We start from the raw sequence: 20,363 nt of genomic DNA, 5'->3' as shown, positions 1-20,363 counted from the left end.
GACCAGGGGCGCGACCAGGGGTCAGGCCACGTGGACCGGCGACCAGAAGACGGCGACCGCGACGTTGGCGATGCTGAGCGCCAGCAGGCCCCAGTAGAGGCCGTCGGGGATGCGCGGCTTGCGCGCGTTCGCCATCACCAGGCCCAGGACGACGAGGCCGACCACCAGCTTGACGCCGATCTTGGCGTGGTCGACGTCGGTGTCCCCGGCCTCGAGCACGCCCACCAGCGCCAGTCCGGCGAGGAACGCGGTCCCGGCACCGTCGCGCATCGCGGCGTTGACCGACTTCTCCGGCGTCCGAGCCTGCACCAGCAGGCCGCCGATGAGGGCCGCGAAGCCGAGGATGTGCAGGAACAGCAGGACCAGGCGCAACGTCTCCATGGCGCGGAGCCTACTGAGCGGTCAGCGGGCGGTCAGCGGGCGGTCAGCGGGCGGTCAGCGAGCGGTCGCCACGGCCGGTCCCCTGCGGGCGGTCCTGGCGCCCGAAGAGGAACTCCAGCACGAAGAGCACGACGCCGACGCCGACCAGGCCGGCGCACCACAGCAGCGAGGTCGGGTCGTCCCAGATCGACCACGTCAGGATGGCGGCATTGCCGAAGAGCCCCACCACCAGCAGTGGGGTGCTGGCCCGGAAGGTGTGCTCCGACTCGTCCTGGCCCCGCAGCTTCAGCGCGGCGACGATGACGAGGCCGTAGATGAAGAGCAGGAACACCACGGTCACCGTCGCCAGGCGCGCGACCAGGTCGAGCCCGGCGCCCGCCTCCGACATCAGCGTTCCGACGACGAGCAGCGCGCACACCACGGCCGCGCTGAACAGCAGGCCCACCCAAGGGCTGCGGCGGGTCGGGTGGAGCTTCGCGAAGACTCCGGGCACGACGTCCTCGTTGGCCATGCCGTAGAGGATGCGGGGCTGGGTGACCACGACGACGAGCGTGGTGTTGGTGATCGCGATCAGCGCGATCACGGCGAAGACGGTGGTCATGACCTCGCCGGAGAGCGGCAGGATGCCGGTCTTGACGACCTCGAGCAGCGCAGCGTCCGAGGAGCCGAGCCTGTCGACCGGGACGGTCAGGGCAGCGGAGATCGACACCAGGACGTAGATGACGCCGGCGACCGCCATGCCGCCGATCAGCGAGCGCGGGAACGAACGCTGCGGGTCGAGGGTCTCCTCGGCCACGTTGGCGGTGTTCTCGAACCCGGTCATCGCGAAGAAGGAGAGCGCGACACCGGCGAGGATGGCGAGCGCCGGGTTGCCCTCGGCCGAGAAGTCGGCGAGCACGCCGAAGTCGGCGCCGCCGCCGGCGACGTGCACGACGCCGATCGTCATGATGATGAGCAGACCGACGATCTCCACGAACGCCATGGCCATGTTGATGACCACCGACTCGGTGATGCCGATGAAGTTGACCACCGTCAGCACGGCGATGAAGCCGAGCGTCACGACGAGCGCCGGCAGGCCCGGGACGAGCTCGCCGAAGTACTGTGCGAACCCGGTCGCCAGGGACCCGGCGGCCGCGAAGCTCGCGGCCAGGAACGAGACCGTCACCAGGAAGGTGAGCACGCGGCTCCCGAACGCCTTGTTGACGTAGAGCGCCGCGCCCGCCGCACGGGGGTACTTCGTGACCAGCTCGGCGTACGCCGACCCGGTGATCGCCGCGATCGTCACACCGACGGCGAAGGCGATCCAGAAGGCGCCGCCGACGGCAGCGGCGACCAGCCCGATGAGGACGTAGATCCCCGAGCCCAGGACGTCACCCAGGGTGTAGAAGAACAGCTGCCGCCCGGTGATGGAGCGCTTGAGCTCGCCCTCGCCGGGCGGGGCCGGTTCCGGCGGTCGCTGGGCGTCGGGGGCGGTGGTGGGTCCTGCGGCCACGGGTGCCTCGCTTCACGCTGGGCGGGCGCCGGCCACGGCCCCCGCGTCGGTGTTGACCGGTGGCACCTACCCCCGGTTCGCGCGCGGTAAACCGCGGGCGGCGCGAGTCACAGCAGGCGGCGGTCCGACGCCCAGCGCGCCAGCTCGTGGCGCGAGGAGAGCTGCAGCTTGCGGAGCACGCTCGACATGTGGGTCTCGACCGTCTTGATCGAGATGAACAGCTCGCGGGCCACCTCCTTGTAGGCGTAGCCGCGCGCGATCAGCCGCATCACCTCGCGTTCCCGCTCGGTGAGCCGGTCGAGGTCCTCGTCGACGGCCGCCACGTCGATCGACCCGGCGAACGCGTCGAGGACGAAGCCGGCGAGGCGCGGCGAGAAGACCGCGTCGCCGTCGGCGACCCGGTGGATCGCGGCCACGAGCTCGGGGCCGGTGATGGTCTTCGTGACGTAACCCCGCGCCCCCGCCCGGATCGTGCCGATCACGTCCTCGGCGGCGTCGGAGACCGAGAGCGCGAGGTACTGGGCGCCTACCGGGCGTGCCCGCCGCATCACCTCCGCGCCGCCGCCGCCGGGCAGGTGCACGTCGAGCAGCACGACGTCGGGCTCGGTGCGATCGACGACCGCGACCGCCTCGTCGACGTCCGCGGCCTCCCCCACGACGTCGACGGCGTCGCCGAGCTCGGCCCGGACCCCGGCCCGGAACATGCCGTGGTCGTCGACGAGCACGACGCGGGTCCGCCCGGGCAGGTCGGGAGTGGCGGCGGTGTCAGGCATCGGTCTCCTCCTGGGTGCCGGTCTGGGTGCCGGTCGTGGGACCGGGCTGTTCTGGGGCGAGCGGCAGGTGCAGCCGCACCTCGGTGCCCTCGCCGGAGGCGGAGCGCACGCTGGCGGTGCCGCCGTGGCGCTGCATCCGGTCGAGGATGCTGTGGCGCAGGCCGTGCCGGTCCTCCGCCACCGCCTCGGGGTCGAAGCCGCGGCCCCGGTCACGCACGAAGACGTCGACCGCGGCGTCGGTGATCTCGGCGTACACGTCGACGGTGGGCGTGCCGGCGTGCTTGGCGGCGTTGGTGACGGCCTCGCCGGTCGCGCTGACCAGCGGGCGCAGGGGCTCCGAGAACGCACGGTCACCGACGGTGACCACCTCGACGGAGACCCCGTGGTCGTCCTCCACCCGGGCCGCGACGCCGCGCAGCGCGCTGGCGACGGTGCTCTCGTCGGTCCGCTCGCCCGAGTAGAGCCAGGCGCGCAGGTCCCGCTCCTGCGAGCGCGCCAGGCGAGCGACGACCGGACCGTCGTGGGCGTTCTTCTGGATCAGCGCGAGCGTCTGCAGCACGGAGTCGTGCAGGTGGGCGGCGACGTCGGCGCGCTCCTGGGTGCGGACCCGCTCCGCCCGCTCGTCCGTCAGGTCGGCGGCGAGGCGGAACACCCACGGCCCCACCACCAGGGAGAGCCCGGCCACGGTCAGCAGCGCGGCCACGACGACCTCGCCGGCCAGGTCGAGCGAGCCGGCCCGCAGCGCGAAGAAGACGAAGGCGACGACCAGCAGCGCCAGCCCCGCCGCCAGCCTGACGTACGCCGCCCAGCCGCCCCCGCCGAGCACGATGCGGGCCGGGTCGATGCGGCCGGTGGTGTCGAGCCAGCGCTCTCGCTGCGCGGCGTCGGCCTGCCGCCAGAGCAGCGCCAGGCCGACGAGGCCGAGGAAGAGCGGCCAGAAGACCGCGCCCTGGCCGACGACCGCCTGCGCCACCAGCAGCGCGCCCACGGCGAGCGCCGCCAGCGCGGCGGTGGGCCCCACGTCACCCAACCGCCGGACCCGCGACGGGCGACGGCCGCCGCGGGTGGCGCTCTCGAGGCCGGGCGCCGCGGTCTCGAACCGGGAGTCGGCGGGCAGCATCAGCCACAGTGCGGCGTACAGCACCACCCCGAGTCCGCCCAGCGCTGTCGCCACCACGAACGTCGCGCGCAGCCACAGCACCGGCACGCCGAGGTGCCGCGCGAGGCCGGAGGCCACTCCCCCGAGGACGGGCTCACGGGTGTCGCGGGTGGCCCGGCGCACGCCGCGCGGACGGGCGGGGAACGGGGTGCTGGTCATGACACCGTCAGCGTCCCACAGCGCGGACCCCCACCCCATGAGGTAAGACCCCGAGCCGACCCCGAGACGGTGGCGACGTTCCGGGGGCCGGATGGGGCGTGGATCAGGGTCTCCCCCGATGGTGGGGCGGCGCCCGTTCGTCGAGGCTGGAGCCATGACCAGCCAGACCCCCGACCCCACCGCCGGCCGGCCGGGTCCGACCGCCGGTCCCGACCAGGGGCCGCGCGTGACCCGCGACGAGGTCCGCGACCTCGGCCGGCTCCGACGCTCCTCGACCGACCGCCGGATCGCCGGTGTCGCTGGTGGGATCGCCCGCCACCTCGACATCGACCCGCTCGTCGTCCGGGTGGTGCTGGTGGTGCTGGCCTTCTTCGGTGGCGCCGGGCTGCTCGTCTACGGCGCGGCCTGGCTGCTCGTCCCCGACGAGCGCACGGGCGAAGCGGTCGTCTCGCTCGACGAGCGGAGCCGCAACGTCGCGCTGGTGGTGGTGGGTGCGCTGGCGCTGCTGGCCCTCCTCGGCGACTCGACCGGGGTGTTCTGGTTCCCCTGGCCGGTCGTGGTCGTGGCCGCCGCGGTGCTGTGGTTCATGACGCGGAACGACCGGCCCGCCGGGTCCGCGCCGACCGACGGGAGCCCCGCGACCTCCGGCCCCACCGCACCGCCCGCCGGCCACCCCATCGACGAGCCGGGCGACCAGGCGAGCGTCTACGGCGCCGGCTACGAGGCGGGCTACGTGGCCGGGTACGGCGGCGGGCAGGCCGGTCAGCCCGCGCCGTACGTGCCGCCGGCACCGCCGCGAGACCCCCGGCGCCGGGGCCCGGTGCTGTTCTGGATCACGCTGGCGCTCATCGCGATCGCCGTGGGCCTGCTCGCCTCGGCGGACATCGCCGGCATCGACGTCGCCGCCTCGGCGTACCCCGCGCTCGCCCTGGCGGTCATCGCCACGATGCTGCTGGTCGGTGCCTTCTTCGGCCGCGCGGGCGGGCTGATCCTGCTCGGGCTGCTGACCCTTCCCGTGCTCGGCGCGACCACCGCGGCGGACGACTGGGAGGGTGAGAGCTACAGCTACGCGCCGGCATCGTCGGTCGCGGTCGACGACACCTACGAGTTCGACGCCGGCGACCTGACGCTCGACCTGACCCGGGTCCGGGACCTCGAGGCGCTCGACGGACGTGAGCTGCGGGTCGAGGGGTCGGTCGGGCAGATCGTCCTCGTCCTGCCCGACGACCTCGACGTCGTCGTCGACGCGGAGGTCGGCGGCCCCGGCCAGGTGACCCTGTTCGGGGACGAGGTCGGCGGCATCGACAACAAGCTCGTGCGGTCGCTCGACGGCGGCCCCGACGTCCCCGAGATCACCATCGACGTCCGGCTGGGCGTCGGCGAGATCCGCGCCGTGACGAAGTGAGGAGCACCCGATGAGCAACGACTCGTTCGAGACCTACCCGGACTACGGTTCCCCGGGTCCGCTGGACGCCCCCGACCCCGGACCGGGCTCGCTGGCCGCGGGCCTGCACCCGGTCCACGTCGCCCACCTCGTGATGGGCGTCGCGTTCTGGGGCCTGCTGGTCGTCTGGGCCCTGGTCCGGGCCGACCTGGTCACCGGGGACGACATCCGCTGGCTGCTGCCGGTCCCCTTCATCCTCGCCGGCGTGGCCGGCTTGGCGGCGGCGACCCGCACGGCCCGGCGCACGACGTACTGACCTGTCAGGAGGCCTTCTCCTCCGCCAGCCACTCCTCGAGGGCGTCGACCGCGGTGTCGGGGTGGTCGGAGAACAGCCCGTCCACGCCGGCGTCGAGGAACGCCAGCGCCTCGGCGCGGGCGTCGCCCTTCGCGTTCGGGTCATCGCCGCGACGGAAGTTCGTCGCCATGTAGCGGTTCTCCGCGCGCAGGGTCCAGACGTGGACCATCAGGTCCTCGTCGTGGGCGTCGTCGACGAGGTCCGAGGGCTCGCCGGTCGCCCCGGTCGCGGGGTCGCGCGGCAGGACGAGGTCCTTGTGGACGCCGACCGCGTCGGCGTACTCCGCGACCCAGGCCAGCCCCTCGGGGGTGGTCAGGTCTCGGTAGGTGCGCGGGTCGCCCTCGGTGACGAAGTCGTACGGCGCGCCGGTGGAGTCGATGAGCTGCACCAGGCGGACCTTGGTCATCCGCGCGAGGTCGCGCAGGTTGCGGGTCTCGAAGGACTGCACGAGGACCTTGGCACCCGGGCGGTCGAGGTGGTGGCGCTTGAGGGCGGCCACCAGCGGCTCCTCGAGGGAGAGGCCGATCTCGTCGAAGTAGGTCGGGTGCTTGGTCTCGGGGTAGACGCCGATGGTGCGGCCGTGGCGACGCGACTCGGTGCGGGCGAGCTCGAGCACCTCGTCGAACGTCGGGACCTGGAACATGCCGTCGTAGCGGGTGTTGTCGGGGCGGACGTCCGGCAGCCGCTCCTCGGCACGGAGGGTGCGGAGCTCCGCGAGGGTGAAGTCCTCGGTGAACCAGCCGCTCACCGGCTGGCCGTCGATGATCTTGGTGGTGAACCGGTCGGCGAACTCGGGACGGTCGTCGACGTCGGTGGTGCCGCTGATCTCGTTCTCGTGGCGGGCGACGAGGACGCCGTCCCTGGTGGAGACCAGGTCGGGCTCGATGTAGTCGGCGCCCTGACGGATCGCGAGCCGGTACGCCGCGAGGGTGTGCTCGGGGCGATAGCCGGAGGCGCCGCGGTGGCCGACCACGACCGGGTCGGCGGCCGGGCGGTGAGCGGCCTGGCGCTCACGGGAGTCGGGGCGGGCCGCGCTGTCGGCGTGGGCCGCCGGGACGGCGAGCGGGGTGACGGCCATGAGGGCTCCAGCTGTGAGGGTCCGGAGGACGGTCTTCCGGGAGGTCCGGTTCGTGCGGGGAGTCCGAGAGTTGTCGTGCATGGGCCGCACGGAAACCGATCCGGGTGACGGCCCGGGTTCCGGACGGTGACCGGAAGGTGACGAGGATGAGGCCATGTCGCCACCCCAGTCGTCACCCCGCCTCGGTGCCCTCGTCTCCCAGCCGGCGCTCGACCGGCCCGACCTGCTGGCCCCACCGGTGGCCGCGGCGCTCGCGGGGTGGCCGGGCACGGCCCGGGTGGGCGTGGTGGAGATCGACCCGGCGCTCGCCGACACGGCCGCGCTGGCCGAGGCCTACTACCTGGGCATGGACACAGGCGCCAACTGTGTCGTCGTCTCCGGGCGCCGAGCCGGCGAGGAGCGGGTCGCCGCGTGCGTGGTGCGCGCCGACACCCGCGCCGACGTCAACAATCTGGTGAAGCGGACGCTCGACGTGCGCAAGGCGTCCTTCCTCCCGATGGACCGGGCGGTCGAGGAGTCGGGGATGGAGTACGGCGGGATCACGCCCGTCGGGCTGCCCCACGGCTGGCGGGTGCTCGTCGACCCGCGCGCCGTCGACATCGAGGTCGCGGTCATCGGGTCCGGCGTACGCCGCTCGAAGCTGCTGCTTCCCGGCGCGCTGCTGGCGGAGCTGCCCGGCGCCGAGGTGGTGCCCGGCCTGGCGGGCTGAGCCGCGCAGAGTTCACCTCGCGGCCACGTGCCGCATGCGACAGCGACAGCCGGCGCCGCAAGCGTGGACTCGTCCTCGAGTCCACAGGAGGCCCCATGAGCTCGATCTCCCAGCCAGTTCGTCTCGCCCGCCCCCGCGGCCGCGACCTCGCGGTGACGCTCTTCGTGCTGCTCGCCTACCCGCTGGCGGTCAACGTCACCGCCCTCGCCGCGGCCGGCGACGGCCCGACCACCGACGACCCGTTGTGGCAGCGGGGCGGCAGCTCGAGCGAGGCGTCACTGCTACAGACCACCGGGGCCCGGCAGGATTGACCGCGACCTCGGCGTGGGTATCACCCCCGCATGGCCGAGGGGCGTGACGAGACCTTCGAGGAGCGGCTCGACCGCAAGTGGGGCGAGCTCCTCCAGGAGCTCCGGGTGATGCAGACCGGGGCACAGCTCACGGCGGCGTTCCTGCTGACGCTGCCCTTCCAGTCCGCGTTCGAGGACCTGGACGCGTTCCAGACCGGGCTCTACCTGGCGTTGGTGCTGCTGGCCGTCGCGACGACGGCGTTCGTGCTCACGCCGGTCGCGATCCACCGCCGGATCACCGGGCAGCGGGTCAAGGAGCGGCTGGTCACCTGGGCGCACCGGATGGCCGCCTGCGGGCTGCTCACCCTCGGCGCGCTGGTCACCGGCATCGTGATGCTCGTGTTCGACATGGTGCTGGACCGGACCTGGGCGGCCGCGGTCGCCGGCGCCACCGCGGTCGTGCTGGTCGCGCTTCTCGCGGCGCTCCCGCACCGGCTGCTGCGCAACCAGGCCTGACGCCCGCTGACACCCGCCCGGCACGCCGCCACCGGTCCGGCCACCCGGGTCCGTACTGTCGCGGCATGAGCGAGCCGACCCGCGTCGACCGCTGGGAGCGTCGTACCGAGTGGCCGCTGGCCGCGCTCGCGGTGGTCTTCCTGGTCGCCTACGCGTGGCCGATCCTCGACCCCGACCTCTCCCCCGACGTGAAGGCGGTGCTGCTCGGTGTCGAGGGGGTCGTGTGGCTCGCGTTCGCCGTCGACCTCGTCGCGCGCCTGCTGCTGGTCGAGGGCTCGCGGCTGCGCTACGCCGTGCGCCACTGGTACGACGTCATCGTCGTGGTGGTGCCACTGCTACGACCGCTGCGGCTGCTCCGGCTCATCGCCCTGGTCAAGGTGCTGAACCGGACCGCCGTCGCCAGCCTCAGCGGGCGGGTGACGACGTACGTCGCCGGCACCGCGGTCTTCTCGCTCGGCCTCGGTGCCCTCACCGTCCTCGACGCAGAGCGCGGCGCCGAGGGCGCCAACATCACGACCTTCGGCGACGCGCTGTGGTGGTCCCTGACCACCGTCTCGACCGTCGGCTACGGCGACCACTTCCCGGTCACCCTCGAGGGCCGGCTGGTCGCCGCCGGGCTGATGCTCGTCGGCATCGCCGTCATCGGCGTCATCACCGCGAGCGTGGCCGCCTGGCTGGTCCACAACGTCGAGGAGGAGCCCTCACCCGACGCCGGCTGAGCCCACACAGTGGTCCAGCCCGTCGAGACCCTCTGGCATGCGGGGTGGTGACACGCCCGTGTCCCCGCCGAGCGTTGCCTGGCGGGGTGTGGGGCGGGGCAGCTACTCCTCGGGCGGGTCGCCCCGTCGGTGGGCCTCGACGATCCGTCGCCGGCACGCTTCGGGGTCGGGGGTGACGTCGCGGGTGCCGGTCTCGTCGCGGAGGTAGGCGTGGCCGTGGGGTGAGCGCCAGAGGAAGGTGCCGTCGTCGACGTGGGTGTAGGTCCAGCCGCCGTGGGTCTTGAGCCGGTGGTGCTTCCTGCACAAGGCGGCGAGGTTGCACCGACACGTCGGCCCGCCGCCCCGATCGCCCGGGCCGTGGGGAATGACGTGGTCGTGGTCGCAGGCCTTCGCCTTGCGGGTGCACCAGGGGAAGACGCAGTGGTGGTCGCGGTCGTCGACCAGGTCGGCCAGCCGGTCCGGGACCTCGTAGGCGCCGACCGGGGCGCAGCCGGTCGGGTCGACCACCGGCCTGACGGTGATGTCGACGTCCGGGGCGGCGAGCCAGGTCCGGATCTGCTCGGTCGTGACCGGGCAGCGGAGGCCCTCGACCCGGCCCAGCGGGGCTGAGCCGCCAAGGCCGGTGACGGCGTCCTCGGACAGGTGGATCACGAGGCTGATCCTGCGGCGACGGGTGGGGCGTCGGTGCAGCCGCCGCGGCTCGTCTCCGCCCTCCGCCTCGCTGCCGTCGCCGGTGAGGTCGAGCGTCTGGGCACCGCGGGCGAGCTCCCCGACGGCCTTGGACCGGCGCACGTCCAGGGACTCGTCGGACCCGAGTTGGCGGAGCTGGGTGGCGAGGTCGGCGACCGCGTGCTCGAGATCCATCGCGTCGGCGGCGTCGAGGACGCCGTGGACGTCGACGGTGCCGTCGAGGGTGGCCTGGTCGAGGTGGATGTCGAAGGAGCGGTGGTCGATCGCGTTCTTGAAGCGCTCGGCCGCGAGGTCGGGATCGTGGCGGGCGATCGCCTCGTCGACCAGGTCGTTCAACCGGGTGGGGCCGATCTTGTGGGCGACGTGGGCGACGTGACGGTCCACGAACTCAGCTGCGGCCGCGTTGAGGGCGATGGTGTGGCGGGCGATGTGCCGGGCTCGCCAGGCCGGCAGGTCCCCGTGTACCACGCGGCGGTAGAGCCGCGGGAGGCGGTAGCGGAGCTCGACCGCCTCACCGAGGTACGCGCGGCCGGAGTCGGTGGACATGCCGAGCGAGGCGGCCCATTCGGCGACGCAGAACTCGGTGATCAGCGGGGTGCCCTCGCCGGCGATCGGGACCGCGGTCTCGGACCCGTCGAGCTCGAACCCCGCCGCTTCGACCAGCGACTCGGCGGGGTGCTGGACTGCCCACTCCACGGCCGCGACCAGCAGCTCGGCCTCCGCGACCTGGGCTGCCTGTCGGCGGTCCCGGGCGAAGGCCAGCACCTCGACGGGACTGTCGCCCGGAGAAGTGGAGACCGTGGTCGCTGTCATGGGTCCACTCAAGCAGCGACCACCGACAGTCCCGGCCCGAAAAGCCCGTGGTTGAGGCCATCTGAGGGAAGAAGAAGGTAAAGAAATCGCAGACCGCAACCCGAGCCGGTGGTTGAGGTGCGAGGCGCCCCGGCGCCGAGCCTCGAAGCCCCGGAAGGGAGGCAGGGCCCCGACCACCGAGGCAACGCGTCTCGACGAGCTCGACCGGCTACATCGCCGCCCTGCCTCGGCTGCGGGGGTTTCGAGGCTCGCTCCGCTCGCACCTCAACCACCGGTGCCGGGGTCTCGACGGGCTCGACCGGCGTACCTCAGCGCCCTGCGCACGCTGCGGGGGTTTCGAGGCTCGCTCCGCTCGCACCTCAACCACCGGTGCCGGGGTCTCGACGGGCTCGACCCGCGTACCTCGGCGCCCTGCGTTCCTCACCGGGTCTCGACTGGCATGACCGGGGCTGGGTCGGCGTCCGGAAGTCGGGGAAGTTGCCCCACTTTGGGGACTCCGCAGGGGCGTGTGCGTCGATAGCGTGATGGTGCTGCCCGGGTCCGCTGCCCCGGGCACCGGCGCCCGACCCTCATCCCGAGGGCGGGCGCCGTTCTTGTCTGGGGTCGCCCGCTCCGGGGCGGGGAATCAGAGGCCTGCGACGAATCAGAGGCCGGCGACGCGGATGCCGGAGTGGATCCTGTACTTGCGGTTGATCGAGATCAGGACCGCGGTGAGCGGCTCGAGCTGGCGGGCGAGGCGCAGCTTGCCGGCGTCGACACCGGGCCGGCCGGTGACGGACCGGGCGAGCTCGATGGCGACCGCCTTGCCCTCGGCGGAGTCGCCGCAGACGAGGACGTCCTCGTCCGCCAGGTAGTCCGCGTCGCCCCACAGCGAGACCGCGGAGACGTGGTGGAAGGCGCCGACCACCACCGACTCGGGAGCAAGCCGCTGGGCGGACTCGGCCGCCGAGCCCTCGCCACCGTCGATCACGCGGCCGTGGGCGCCTCGCTTGTCGAAGGCGAGCGGGTTCACGCAGGAGATCACCGTCTTTCCCGCCAGCGGCAGGGTTGCGACGAGCTCGTCGTGGCCGTCGTACGGGATTGCGAGCAGCACGACGTCGGCGCCCTCGCAGGCGGCCTCGTTCGTGGCGCCAAGGGTCTCGACTCCCCCGTTCGAGAGCCGCGCGTTCACCTCCGCCGCGGCCTCCTGTGCCCGCTCGGCCGACCGCGACCCCAGGACGACGGTGTGGCCGTGGCGCGCGAAGCGGTAGCCGAGCCCCTTGCCCTGTGGCCCGGTGCCGCCGACGACGGCCACCCGGAAGCTGCGCGCCTCATCCTGCGTCTCGGTCACCGTGGTCTCCCGTCGCGTCGTGCGGAACGTTCCTTGCCCCACGTTCCTTGCCATTGTGACAGCGATCCTGTCACAGTTGAGGAAACCCCTCGGCGCACGCGCGAGCCCGCCGGTCGAGCCCGGAAGGACACCCCCACGTGAAGCTCTCGATGCCCCTCCTCTACGCCGGGAACCCCCGCGAGGCCGCCGACCAGGTGGCCGGGCTGGAGAAGGCGGGCCTCGACGGCGTCTGGGTGGCCGAGCCCTACGGCTTCGACTCCCCCACGCTGATGGGCTACCTCGCCGCGAAGACCGAGACCGTCGAGATCGGCGCCGGGATCCTCAACATCTACTCCCGCACGCCGGGCGCGCTGCTGCAGACCGCGGCCGGCCTCGACAACGTCTCCGGCGGCCGCGCCGTGATCGGCCTCGGCGCGAGCGGCCCGCAGGTGATCGAAGGCTTCCACGGCGTGCCCTACGACCGGCCGCTGGCCCGGACCCGCGAGATCGTCGACATCCTCCGGCGCGGCCTGCGCCGCGAGACCCTGGTCAACGACGGCATCTACAAGCTGCCGCTACCGGCCGACCAGGGCACCGGCCTCGGCAAGCCGCTGAAACTGCTCAACAAGCCCGAGCGCAAGGCGGTCCCGCTCTTCGTCGCGGCCCTCGGGCCGAAGTCGGTGCAGGGCGCTGCGGAGTACGCCGACGGCTGGCTGCCGTTCCTCTTCCACCCCGAGAAGGCCCGCGACGTCTGGGGCGAGTCCCTCGACAAGGGCAGGGCCAAGCGCCCGGAGGGCCTCGCTCCGCTCGAGGTCTCCGCCGGCGGCATGCTCGCGATCGGCGACGACGTGAAGGGTCTCCTCGACTTCGCGCGGCCGATGTACGCGCTCTACGTCGGCGGCATGGGCGCCCGTGGCAAGAACTTCTACAACGACCTCGCCTGCCAGTACGGCTACGAGAAGGAGGCCAAGGAGATCCAGGACCTCTACCTCGACGGCCACAAGCGGGACGCCGAGGCCAAGGTGCCGCTGGAGTGGCTCGAGGCCGGCAACCTGATCGGCCCCGCGTCGTACGTCCAGGAACGGATCGCGGCCTTCCGCGAGGCCGGCGTCACCAACCTCCAGGTCACCCCCGTCTCGGACGACCCCGCCGCCACCGTCGCGCAGGTCAAGGAATGGGTGTCCTGAGCCGCCTGCGGCCCCCGAGGCCCAGCCGTCTCGACAACCTCCGCCGGATCGAGCGGCTCGACCCGGAGACCGACCACGACGAGATCGCCCGGCTGACCACCCGCCTCGAGTTCCCCTGGGATGTCGCGCGCGGCACGGAGATCGCCTTCCTCCGCGACTACGGCGTCCCGTCGATCGCCGCGCTGCTCGACCGCACCCGCGAGTTCGAGGACCACGGCGTCAAGCGGTACGACGACACCCTGCTCATCGGCGAGGAGTTCAGCGTCGACGGCACCGACTCGCCGCGGGCGCACGCCGCGCTGCGCCGGCTCAACCGGATCCACGGCCACTACGCCATCCCGGCCGACGAGCTCGCCTACGTGCTGGCCACGACCATCGTGGGGCCGGTGCGCTGGATCGAGCGCTACGGCTGGCGCCCGCTCCACCCGCACGAGCTCATCGCGCTCGCCCGCGTCACCACCCGCTTCGGCGAGCTGATGGGGCTCAAGCACCTCCCCGCGACGTACGCCGGCTACGCGCGGCTGCTCGACGACTACGAGGCCGCGCGCTTCGCCCCCTCGCCCGAGGCGACGAGGCTGGCGGAGGCGTCGCTGCGGATCGTCCGGGCGACGGCGCCACGACCGCTGCGGCCGCTCGTGCGCCCCATGGCTATCGCCCTGATGGACGAGCCGCTGCGCCGCACGCTCGGGCTGCCGCCGCAGCCACGCTGGCGGGTGCGCACCGTCGACGCCGGGCTGCGGGCCCGCGCCCGGCTGCTGCGCCACCTCCCCCCGCGCCGCACGGCGTACCACCACAAACCCACCACTTACCCGCACGGCTACCGGCTGGCCGACCTCGGCCCGTTGTCGATGCTCGACGAGCTGAACCACACCCCGACGACCCGTCACCGCACCAGGAGCTGACCGCATGAGGCGAGACATCTTCGACGACGAGCACGAGGCGTTCCGCGACGCCGTCGGCACCTTCCTCGACAAGGAGGTCGTCCCCTTCCACCCGCAGTGGGAGAAGGACGGCATCGTCGACCGCGAGGTGTGGGCCAAGGCCGGGACGCAGGGTCTGCTCGGTCTCCAGCTCGACGAGGAGTACGGCGGGGGCGGTACCGACGACTTCCGCTACAACGCGGTGATCGGCGAGGAGATGGCCCGGCGCGGCGTCTACGGCGCGGCGTTCCCGCTGTTCAACGACATGATCGTCCCCTACTTCACCGCCGGGGCGACCGAGGAGCAGAAGCGGCGCTGGTACCCCGGCCTCGCCAGCGGCGAGACCATCGCGGCCATCGCGATGACCGAGCCGGGCGCCGGCTCGGACCTCCAGGGCATCCGCACCACGGCGGTGGACGCGGGCGACCACTACGTGCTCAACGGGCAGAAGACCTTCATCTCCAACGGCATCCTCGCCGACCTCGTCGTCGTCGTCGCGCGCACCGACCCCGACGCCGGCCACCAGGGCATCTCGCTCCTCGTCGTCGAGCGCGGCATGGAGGGCTTCGAGCGCGGCCGCAACCTCGACAAGGTGGGCCAGCACGCGCAGGACACCGCCGAGCTGTCGTTCGCCGACGTGCGGGTCCCGAAGGAGAACCTCCTCGGCGAGGAGGGCGCCGGATTCGCCCAGCTCATGACCAACCTGTCGCAGGAGCGCCTGTCGATGGCGGTCTCGGCGGCCACCGCGTGCGAGACGATCCTCGACATCACGCTCGGCTACGCGAAGGAGCGCACGGCGTTCGGCAAGCCGATCGGGAAGTTCCAGCACAACCGGTTCCTGATCGCCGAGATGGCCACCGAGGCCCACATCGCCCGGGTCTTCGTCGACGACTGCATCAAGCGCCACGTCGCCGGCCAACTGGACCCGAAGACCGCGTCGATGGCGAAGTGGTGGACGACCGAGCTGCAGAAGAAGCTGGTCGACCAGGGCGTCCAGATGCACGGCGGCTACGGCTACATGCTGGAGTACCCGATCGCCCAGGCGTTCGTGAACTCCCGAGTGCAGACCATCTACGGCGGGACCACCGAGATCCAGAAGGAGATCATCGGGCGCAGCCTCGGGCTCTGAGGCCCGCCGGCGAGGCTGCACGGGCCGATCGGTCTGGACCGGGGCCGAAAGGCCCGTGAACTCCGCTCGCGAACGGGGTCGGATGGGGAGAGCCCCCCACGCCGACCGCCCCCGTCCGCCCCTGGAGTCCCGCCCATGCACCGTCATATCGCCGGCAGCCTGACCGGTCGCGTCACCAAGTGGATCGTCGTCGGCTTCTGGCTCGCCGTCTTCGTGGGCGCGGGCGTCTTCGCCGGCAAGCTCGACGAGGTCAAGAACAACGAGGCGGTCTCGTGGCTGCCCGGCAGCGCCGAGTCGACCCGCGCGCTGGAGCGGCTCGAGCCGTTCCGCGACCCCAATGCCATCCCGACCGTGGTGGCCTACGAGTCCGTGTCGGGTCCGCTCAGCGACGCGCAGCTCGCCGAGATCGAGGCTCACGCCCAGGAGATGGCCGGGCTCGACGGTGTCGAGGGCCCGGTGATCAGCCCGGCGGTCGCCGCCCAGGCCGGCGTACCCGCGGTCTCCGAGGACGGCGAGGTCGCACAGACCGTCGTCACCCTCAACTTCGGCCCCAACGGGTGGGAGGAGATGCCGGCGGCGGCCGACGAGCTCCGGGACATCGCCGCGCTCGACGGGGTCGCGGTCTACATCACCGGCGCGGGCGGCCAGGCCGCCGACCAGGCCGAGGCGTTCGCCGGCATCGACAGCACGCTGCTGTTCGCCGCACTGTCGGTGGTCATCGTGATCCTGCTGCTGACCTACCGCAGCCCGGTGCTGTGGCTGCTCCCGATCGTCTCGGTGGTCGTCGCGCTGACCACGAGCCTGGCGCTCGTCTACTTCCTCGCCCGGTACGCCGGCCTCACCGTCAACGACCAGAGCCAGGCCATCCTCAGCGTGCTGGTCATCGGCGCCGGCACGGACTACGCGCTGCTGCTCGTGGCCCGCTACCGCGAGGAGCTGCGCCGCCACGCGGACCGGCACGAGGCGATGGGCTTCGCGCTGCACCGCGCCGCCCCGGCGATCCTCGCCAGCGCCTCCACCGTCGCCGTCGGGATGCTGTGCCTGATGCTCGCCGAGATGAACTCCACCTCCGGCCTCGGCCCCGTGGCGGCGATCGGCATCGGGGTCACCTACGTCGTGATGGTGACCCTGCTGCCCGCGCTGCTCGTGGTCACCGGCCGGTGGGTGTTCTGGCCGAAGCGTCCGTCGTTCGGGTCCGCCGAGCCGACCACCGCGGGGCTGTGGGCCGCGCTCGGCCAGCGCATCTCGCGTGCGCCCCGCTCGGTCTGGATCGTCACCACGGGGCTGCTGCTCGCCGCGTGCCTGGGCCTCTTCCGGCTCGACGCCGGCGGCCTGGCCACCGACGAGCAGTACACCCGCGACTTCGAGTCGGTGACCGGCCAGCAGGTGCTCATCGAGCACGGCCTCGCGGACGCCTCGAACCCGGTGCAGGTCGTCGCCGACGCGGCGTACGCCGACGAGGTGGCCGCTGCGGTGGCCGGCGTCGACAGCGTCGAGCCGCCGACCGGGCCGGTCGTCCAGGGGGACGTCGCGTACATCACCGCCGCGATCCCCGGCGACCCGCTCGCGGACAGCGCCTACGCCGCGGTCGAGGACGTGAGGGAGGCGGTGCGGGCGGTCGACGGCGCCGACGCGCTGGTCGGCGGGTTCTCCGCGGTGTACCTCGACACCAAGGACGCCAACACCCGCGACAACCAGGTGATCATCCCGGCGGTGCTGGTCGTGGTGCTGCTGATCCTGGTCATGCTGCTGCGGGCGTTCACGGCCCCGCTGATCCTGATCGCGACGGTGGTCCTGTCCTTCGGTGCCGCGCTCGGGATCGCGACGCTGCTCTTCGAGTTCGTCTTCGGGTTCGAGGGCGCCGACGCGTCGTTCCCGCTGTTCGCGTTCGTCTTCCTGGTCGCCCTGGGGATCGACTACAACATCTTCCTGATGACCCGGGTGCGGGAGGAGACCCAGACGCTCGGCACGCGGCGCGGGTCGCTCGTCGCCCTCGCCTCGACCGGCGGCGTGATCACGTCGGCCGGCATCGTCCTGGCGGCGACGTTCCTGGTGCTCGGCACGCTGCCGCTGGTGTTCCTGGCCGAGCTGGGCACGACGGTGGCGCTGGGCGTCCTGCTCGACACCATGGTCGTGCGCTCGGTGCTCGTGACCGCGATCAACCTCGACCTCGGGGGGAGGATCTGGTGGCCGAGCGGCCTCGACCGCGGCGACCAGGAGGTCGAGCCGGCGGAGCCGGAGCGTGAACCGGCGGGCGTCTGACGCGGCGCCGGTGCGAGACTGTCGCGGTGGACAGCGGACCCGGTAGTGACGGCGGCCCCGGCAGCGCTGGCGCCGTGACGCCCGCCGAGGTGCGCCGCGCCGTGGTCCGCGCGGAGCGGGGCGCGTCCCTCGACCTCGCCGAGGCGACCGCGCTGCTGGCCGCCCGCGGCGAGCTGCTCGACCGGCTCTGCGCCGCGGCCGCACGGGTCCGCGACGCCGGCCTGGTCGACGCCGGGCGGCCCGGCGTGGTGACGTACTCCCCCAAGGTCTTCATCCCGGTCACGCGGCTGTGCCGCGACCGCTGCCACTACTGCACCTTCGTCGAGACGCCGGGCCAGGCCGCCCGCGACGGCCGGGCGCCGTACCTCTCCCCGGACGAGATCCTCGACGTCGCCCGCCGCGGCGCCGAGGTCGGCTGCCTCGAGGCGCTCTTCACCCTCGGTGACCGGCCGGAGGAGCGCTGGCCGGAGGCGCGGGAGTGGCTCGACGAGCAGGGCTACGACTCGACGCTCGCCTACGTGCGGGCGATGGCGGTGCGGGTGCTCGAGGAGACCGGCCTGCTGCCCCACCTCAACCCCGGCGTCATGTCGTGGGAGGAGCTGAACCGGCTCAAGCCGGTCTCCCCGTCGATGGGGATGATGCTCGAGACGACCTCGCGGCGGCTGTTCGAGACCCGCGGGCTGGCGCACTTCGGGTCGCCCGACAAGGACCCGGCCGTGCGGCTGCGCGTGCTCGAGGACGCCGGCCGGCTCGCGATCCCCTTCACCAGCGGCCTGCTCGTCGGCATCGGCGAGACGCTCACCGAGCGCGCCGAGACGATCCACGCACTGCGCGCCGTCGCCCGGCAGTACGGCGGGCTGCAGGAGGTCATCGTCCAGAACTTCCGCGCCAAGCCCGACACGGCCATGCGCCACGTCGACGACCTCGGCCTCGACGAGTACCGCGCCGCGATCGCGGTCACCCGACTGCTGCTCGGGCCGCGCGCCCGCGTGCAGGCGCCGCCCAACCTCGTCGACAGCTCCGAGGGGTCCGAGGAGTGCCGGCTGCTGCTGGAGGCGGGCGTCGACGACTGGGGCGGCGTCTCGCCGCTCACCCCTGACCACGTCAACCCCGAGCGGCCCTGGCCCTCGCTCGACCGGCTCCGCGAGGTCACCGCCGCCGCGGGCCTGGCGCTGCGGCCGCGGCTGACCGTCCACCCCGAGTACGTGCTGCGCGGCGAGCCCTGGCTCGACCCCCGGGTGGCCGGCCACGTCGCGGCGCTCGCGGGCGACGACGGCCTCGCGCGCGACGGCGTACGACCGGTGGGGCGGCCGTGGCAGGAGCCGGACGGCGGCCTCGGGCAGGGTGGGCGCACCGACCTGCACGCCGCGGTCGACACCGAGGGCCGGACCGACGACCGGCGCAGCGACTTCGCCGACGTGTACGGCGACTGGGACGCGGTGCGGGAGGCGGCGGGCGCGACGGGTTCAGCCCTGGGAGCCCCGGCGGTGCTGCACGCCGAGGGCGGCGCGGCGCTGCGGGCGGCGGAGGCCGACCCCGCGGGGCTGACCGACGCGCAGGCACTGGAGCTGGTGACGGCCGAGGGCGACCTGCTGGCCGCGGTCTGCCGGCTGGCCGACGACCTGCGCCGCGACACGGTCGGCGACGAGGTCACCTACGTCGTCAACCGGAACATCAACTTCACCAACGTCTGCTACGTCGGCTGCCGGTTCTGCGCCTTCGCCCAGCGGCGGACCGACGCCGACGCCTACTCGCTGTCGCTGGAGCAGGTGGCCGACCGGGCCGAGGAGGCGTGGCGGCTCGGCGCGACCGAGGTCTGCATGCAGGGCGGGATCGACCCGGAGCTGCCCGGCACGGCGTACTTCGACCTGGTCGCGGCGGTGAAGCAGCGGGTGCCGGAGATGCACGTGCACGCGTTCTCGCCGATGGAGGTCGTCAACGGCGCCGCCCGCACCGGGCTGTCGGTCGAGGACTTCCTCATCAAGGCGCGCGAGGCCGGGCTCGGTTCGGTGCCCGGCACGGCCGCGGAGATCCTCGACGACGAGGTGCGGTGGGTCCTCACCAAGGGCAAGCTGCCGGCCACCGCGTGGGTCGACGTCATCACCACTGCGCACCGCGTCGGACTCCCGTCGTCGTCGACGATGATGTACGGCCACGTCGACCACCCGCGCCACTGGGTCCAGCACCTCCGGGTGCTCAGCCGGATCCAGGACGAGACCGGTGGCTTCACGGAGTTCGTGCCGCTGCCGTTCGTGCACCACTCGGCGCCGATCTACCTCGCCGGCGTCGCCCGCCCGGGCCCGACGCACCGCGACAACCTCGCGGTCCACGCGCTCGCGCGCATCCTGCTCCACGGCCGGATCCGTCACGTGCAGACGAGCTGGGTCAAGCTCGGCGCCGACGGCACCCGCGCCATGCTGCGCGCCGGCGCGGACGACCTCGGCGGCACGCTCATGGAGGAGACGATCAGCCGGATGGCCGGCTCCGAGCACGGCTCGGCGAAGACGGTCGCCGAGCTCACCGGGATCGCCGGCGGTATCGGCCGCCCGGTGCGCGAGCGCACCACGACGTACGACGTGCCTGCGCGCAGCCGCTGAACCCGCTCGTCGCTCGGCCAGGACACCCCTTCCTCCGGGTCCAGACCACCGCCGCCAGTTCGGGCCCTTTGGGCGCCCCTGTCAACGGGGACCCGTCGCCCGGCGTCTCCGAGGGCACGCACACCCGAGGAGGAGTCCCATGTATCTGCGAATGCATTCCCGGATCGCCCTCGCGCCGTTGGCTGCGGTGGCGTGTGGCCTCGCCACGCTGGTCGGTCCCGCGGCCGGCGCCCCCGGCCTCGCCGGGGCCGCGCACGACCGGTCCGACCCGCAGACCCGGCCTTGCTTCATCGAGCCCCCACGCTGGAACGAGGCGTTGGACGGGCCTCTCCCCCGATGTGCGCTCCACGGCGGGGACCTCCCCCTGCCCAGCCACCTGCCCAGCCACGCGTGGACCCGCCCCGGGCTCGACTCGCTGCCGTGATCTCCCGCGGCGTCCCC

At 73.1% G+C, this 20,363-nt stretch carries 19 protein-coding genes; 12 read left to right on the top strand and 7 right to left on the bottom strand.

From position 1 onward, the window contains the following. Positions 1–21: 21 nt before the first annotated feature. The 4 genes from ACFP2E_RS14175 to ACFP2E_RS14160 form a co-directional block, all read right to left on the bottom strand. Positions 22–381, bottom strand: a complete 360-nt coding sequence (locus tag ACFP2E_RS14175; protein WP_378524134.1) for a hypothetical protein — start codon at positions 379–381, stop codon at positions 22–24. Between the two features lie 43 nt (positions 382–424). After that, complete coding sequence (locus tag ACFP2E_RS14170) at positions 425–1,873, bottom strand: APC family permease (protein ID WP_378524133.1); 1,449 nt, start codon at positions 1,871–1,873, stop codon at positions 425–427. A 107-nt stretch (positions 1,874–1,980) separates the two neighbouring features. Beyond that, on the bottom strand, positions 1,981–2,646 hold the full coding sequence (locus ACFP2E_RS14165; RefSeq protein ID WP_378524132.1) for a LuxR C-terminal-related transcriptional regulator: 666 nt from the start codon (positions 2,644–2,646) through the stop codon (positions 1,981–1,983). Then, on the bottom strand, positions 2,639–3,964 hold the full coding sequence (locus ACFP2E_RS14160; RefSeq protein ID WP_378524131.1) for a PspC domain-containing protein: 1,326 nt from the start codon (positions 3,962–3,964) through the stop codon (positions 2,639–2,641). Before ACFP2E_RS14160 ends, ACFP2E_RS14165 begins: the two co-directional genes overlap by 8 nt. Positions 3,965–4,118: 154 nt before the next feature. Here ACFP2E_RS14160 and ACFP2E_RS14155 point away from each other — a divergent pair, with 154 nt between their 5' ends. Then, positions 4,119–5,369, top strand: a complete 1,251-nt coding sequence (locus tag ACFP2E_RS14155; RefSeq protein ID WP_378524130.1) for a PspC domain-containing protein — start codon at positions 4,119–4,121, stop codon at positions 5,367–5,369. Positions 5,370–5,379: 10 nt separating this feature from the next. Further along, positions 5,380–5,664 (top strand): hypothetical protein, encoded by a 285-nt coding sequence (locus ACFP2E_RS14150; protein WP_378524129.1) that lies wholly within the window; start codon positions 5,380–5,382, stop codon positions 5,662–5,664. A 4-nt stretch (positions 5,665–5,668) separates the two neighbouring features. On the opposite strand, the gene ACFP2E_RS14145 is transcribed toward ACFP2E_RS14150, so the two are convergent. Continuing rightward, positions 5,669–6,781, bottom strand: a complete 1,113-nt coding sequence (locus ACFP2E_RS14145; RefSeq protein WP_378524128.1) for a glycerophosphodiester phosphodiesterase — start codon at positions 6,779–6,781, stop codon at positions 5,669–5,671. A 154-nt stretch (positions 6,782–6,935) separates the two neighbouring features. On the opposite strand from ACFP2E_RS14145, the gene ACFP2E_RS14140 reads away from it, so the two are divergent. The 4 genes from ACFP2E_RS14140 to ACFP2E_RS14125 all read left to right on the top strand — a co-directional run bounded on the left by ACFP2E_RS14140 (position 6,936) and on the right by ACFP2E_RS14125 (position 9,015). Next, positions 6,936–7,490: a YbaK/EbsC family protein gene (locus ACFP2E_RS14140; protein ID WP_378524127.1), complete on the top strand. Its 555-nt coding sequence runs from the start codon at positions 6,936–6,938 to the stop codon at positions 7,488–7,490. A 95-nt stretch (positions 7,491–7,585) separates the two neighbouring features. Continuing rightward, positions 7,586–7,801 (top strand): hypothetical protein, encoded by a 216-nt coding sequence (locus ACFP2E_RS14135; protein ID WP_378524126.1) that lies wholly within the window; start codon positions 7,586–7,588, stop codon positions 7,799–7,801. 30 nt (positions 7,802–7,831) lie between these two features. After that, on the top strand, positions 7,832–8,296 hold the full coding sequence (locus ACFP2E_RS14130) for a DUF6328 family protein (protein WP_378524125.1): 465 nt from the start codon (positions 7,832–7,834) through the stop codon (positions 8,294–8,296). Between the two features lie 65 nt (positions 8,297–8,361). Continuing rightward, positions 8,362–9,015 carry a potassium channel family protein gene (locus ACFP2E_RS14125; protein WP_378524124.1) on the top strand — a complete coding sequence of 218 codons (654 nt, stop codon included), beginning with the start codon at positions 8,362–8,364 and terminating at the stop codon, positions 9,013–9,015. 102 nt (positions 9,016–9,117) lie between these two features. Here ACFP2E_RS14125 and ACFP2E_RS14120 read toward each other — a convergent pair whose 3' ends face one another. Both ACFP2E_RS14120 and npdG read right to left on the bottom strand, forming a co-directional pair. Further along, entirely contained in the window at positions 9,118–10,518 is a 1,401-nt protein-coding gene (locus tag ACFP2E_RS14120; protein ID WP_378524122.1) for a DUF222 domain-containing protein, read from the bottom strand. Between the two features lie 643 nt (positions 10,519–11,161). Next, complete coding sequence (gene npdG, locus ACFP2E_RS14115) at positions 11,162–11,848, bottom strand: NADPH-dependent F420 reductase (RefSeq protein ID WP_378524121.1); 687 nt, start codon at positions 11,846–11,848, stop codon at positions 11,162–11,164. Between the two features lie 137 nt (positions 11,849–11,985). Here npdG and ACFP2E_RS14110 point away from each other — a divergent pair, with 137 nt between their 5' ends. The 6 genes from ACFP2E_RS14110 to ACFP2E_RS14085 all read left to right on the top strand — a co-directional run bounded on the left by ACFP2E_RS14110 (position 11,986) and on the right by ACFP2E_RS14085 (position 20,346). Then, positions 11,986–13,014: an LLM class F420-dependent oxidoreductase gene (locus tag ACFP2E_RS14110; protein WP_378524120.1), complete on the top strand. Its 1,029-nt coding sequence runs from the start codon at positions 11,986–11,988 to the stop codon at positions 13,012–13,014. Next, positions 13,002–13,916 carry an oxygenase MpaB family protein gene (locus tag ACFP2E_RS14105; protein ID WP_378524119.1) on the top strand — a complete coding sequence of 305 codons (915 nt, stop codon included), beginning with the start codon at positions 13,002–13,004 and terminating at the stop codon, positions 13,914–13,916. The genes ACFP2E_RS14110 and ACFP2E_RS14105 overlap by 13 nt, the downstream gene beginning before the upstream one ends. Before the next feature lie 4 nt (positions 13,917–13,920). Beyond that, a complete protein-coding gene (locus ACFP2E_RS14100; RefSeq protein WP_378524118.1) occupies positions 13,921–15,063 on the top strand; it encodes an acyl-CoA dehydrogenase family protein in 1,143 nt (380 codons plus the stop codon). 135 nt (positions 15,064–15,198) lie between these two features. Beyond that, the gene (locus ACFP2E_RS14095) at positions 15,199–17,325 is read left to right on the top strand and encodes an MMPL family transporter (protein ID WP_378524117.1); all 2,127 of its coding nucleotides are present in this window, start codon (positions 15,199–15,201) and stop codon (positions 17,323–17,325) included. A 26-nt stretch (positions 17,326–17,351) separates the two neighbouring features. Further along, positions 17,352–19,922: a bifunctional FO biosynthesis protein CofGH gene (locus ACFP2E_RS14090; RefSeq protein ID WP_378524116.1), complete on the top strand. Its 2,571-nt coding sequence runs from the start codon at positions 17,352–17,354 to the stop codon at positions 19,920–19,922. A gap of 139 nt (positions 19,923–20,061) precedes the next feature. Next, entirely contained in the window at positions 20,062–20,346 is a 285-nt protein-coding gene (locus ACFP2E_RS14085; protein ID WP_378524115.1) for a hypothetical protein, read from the top strand. Positions 20,347–20,363: the final 17 nt, after the last annotated feature.

The organism is Nocardioides sp. GCM10027114, assembly GCF_042659625.1.
Classification (GTDB): Bacteria; Actinomycetota; Actinomycetes; order Propionibacteriales; family Nocardioidaceae; genus Nocardioides.
This window is presented reverse-complemented; position numbering and strand designations above follow the sequence as displayed.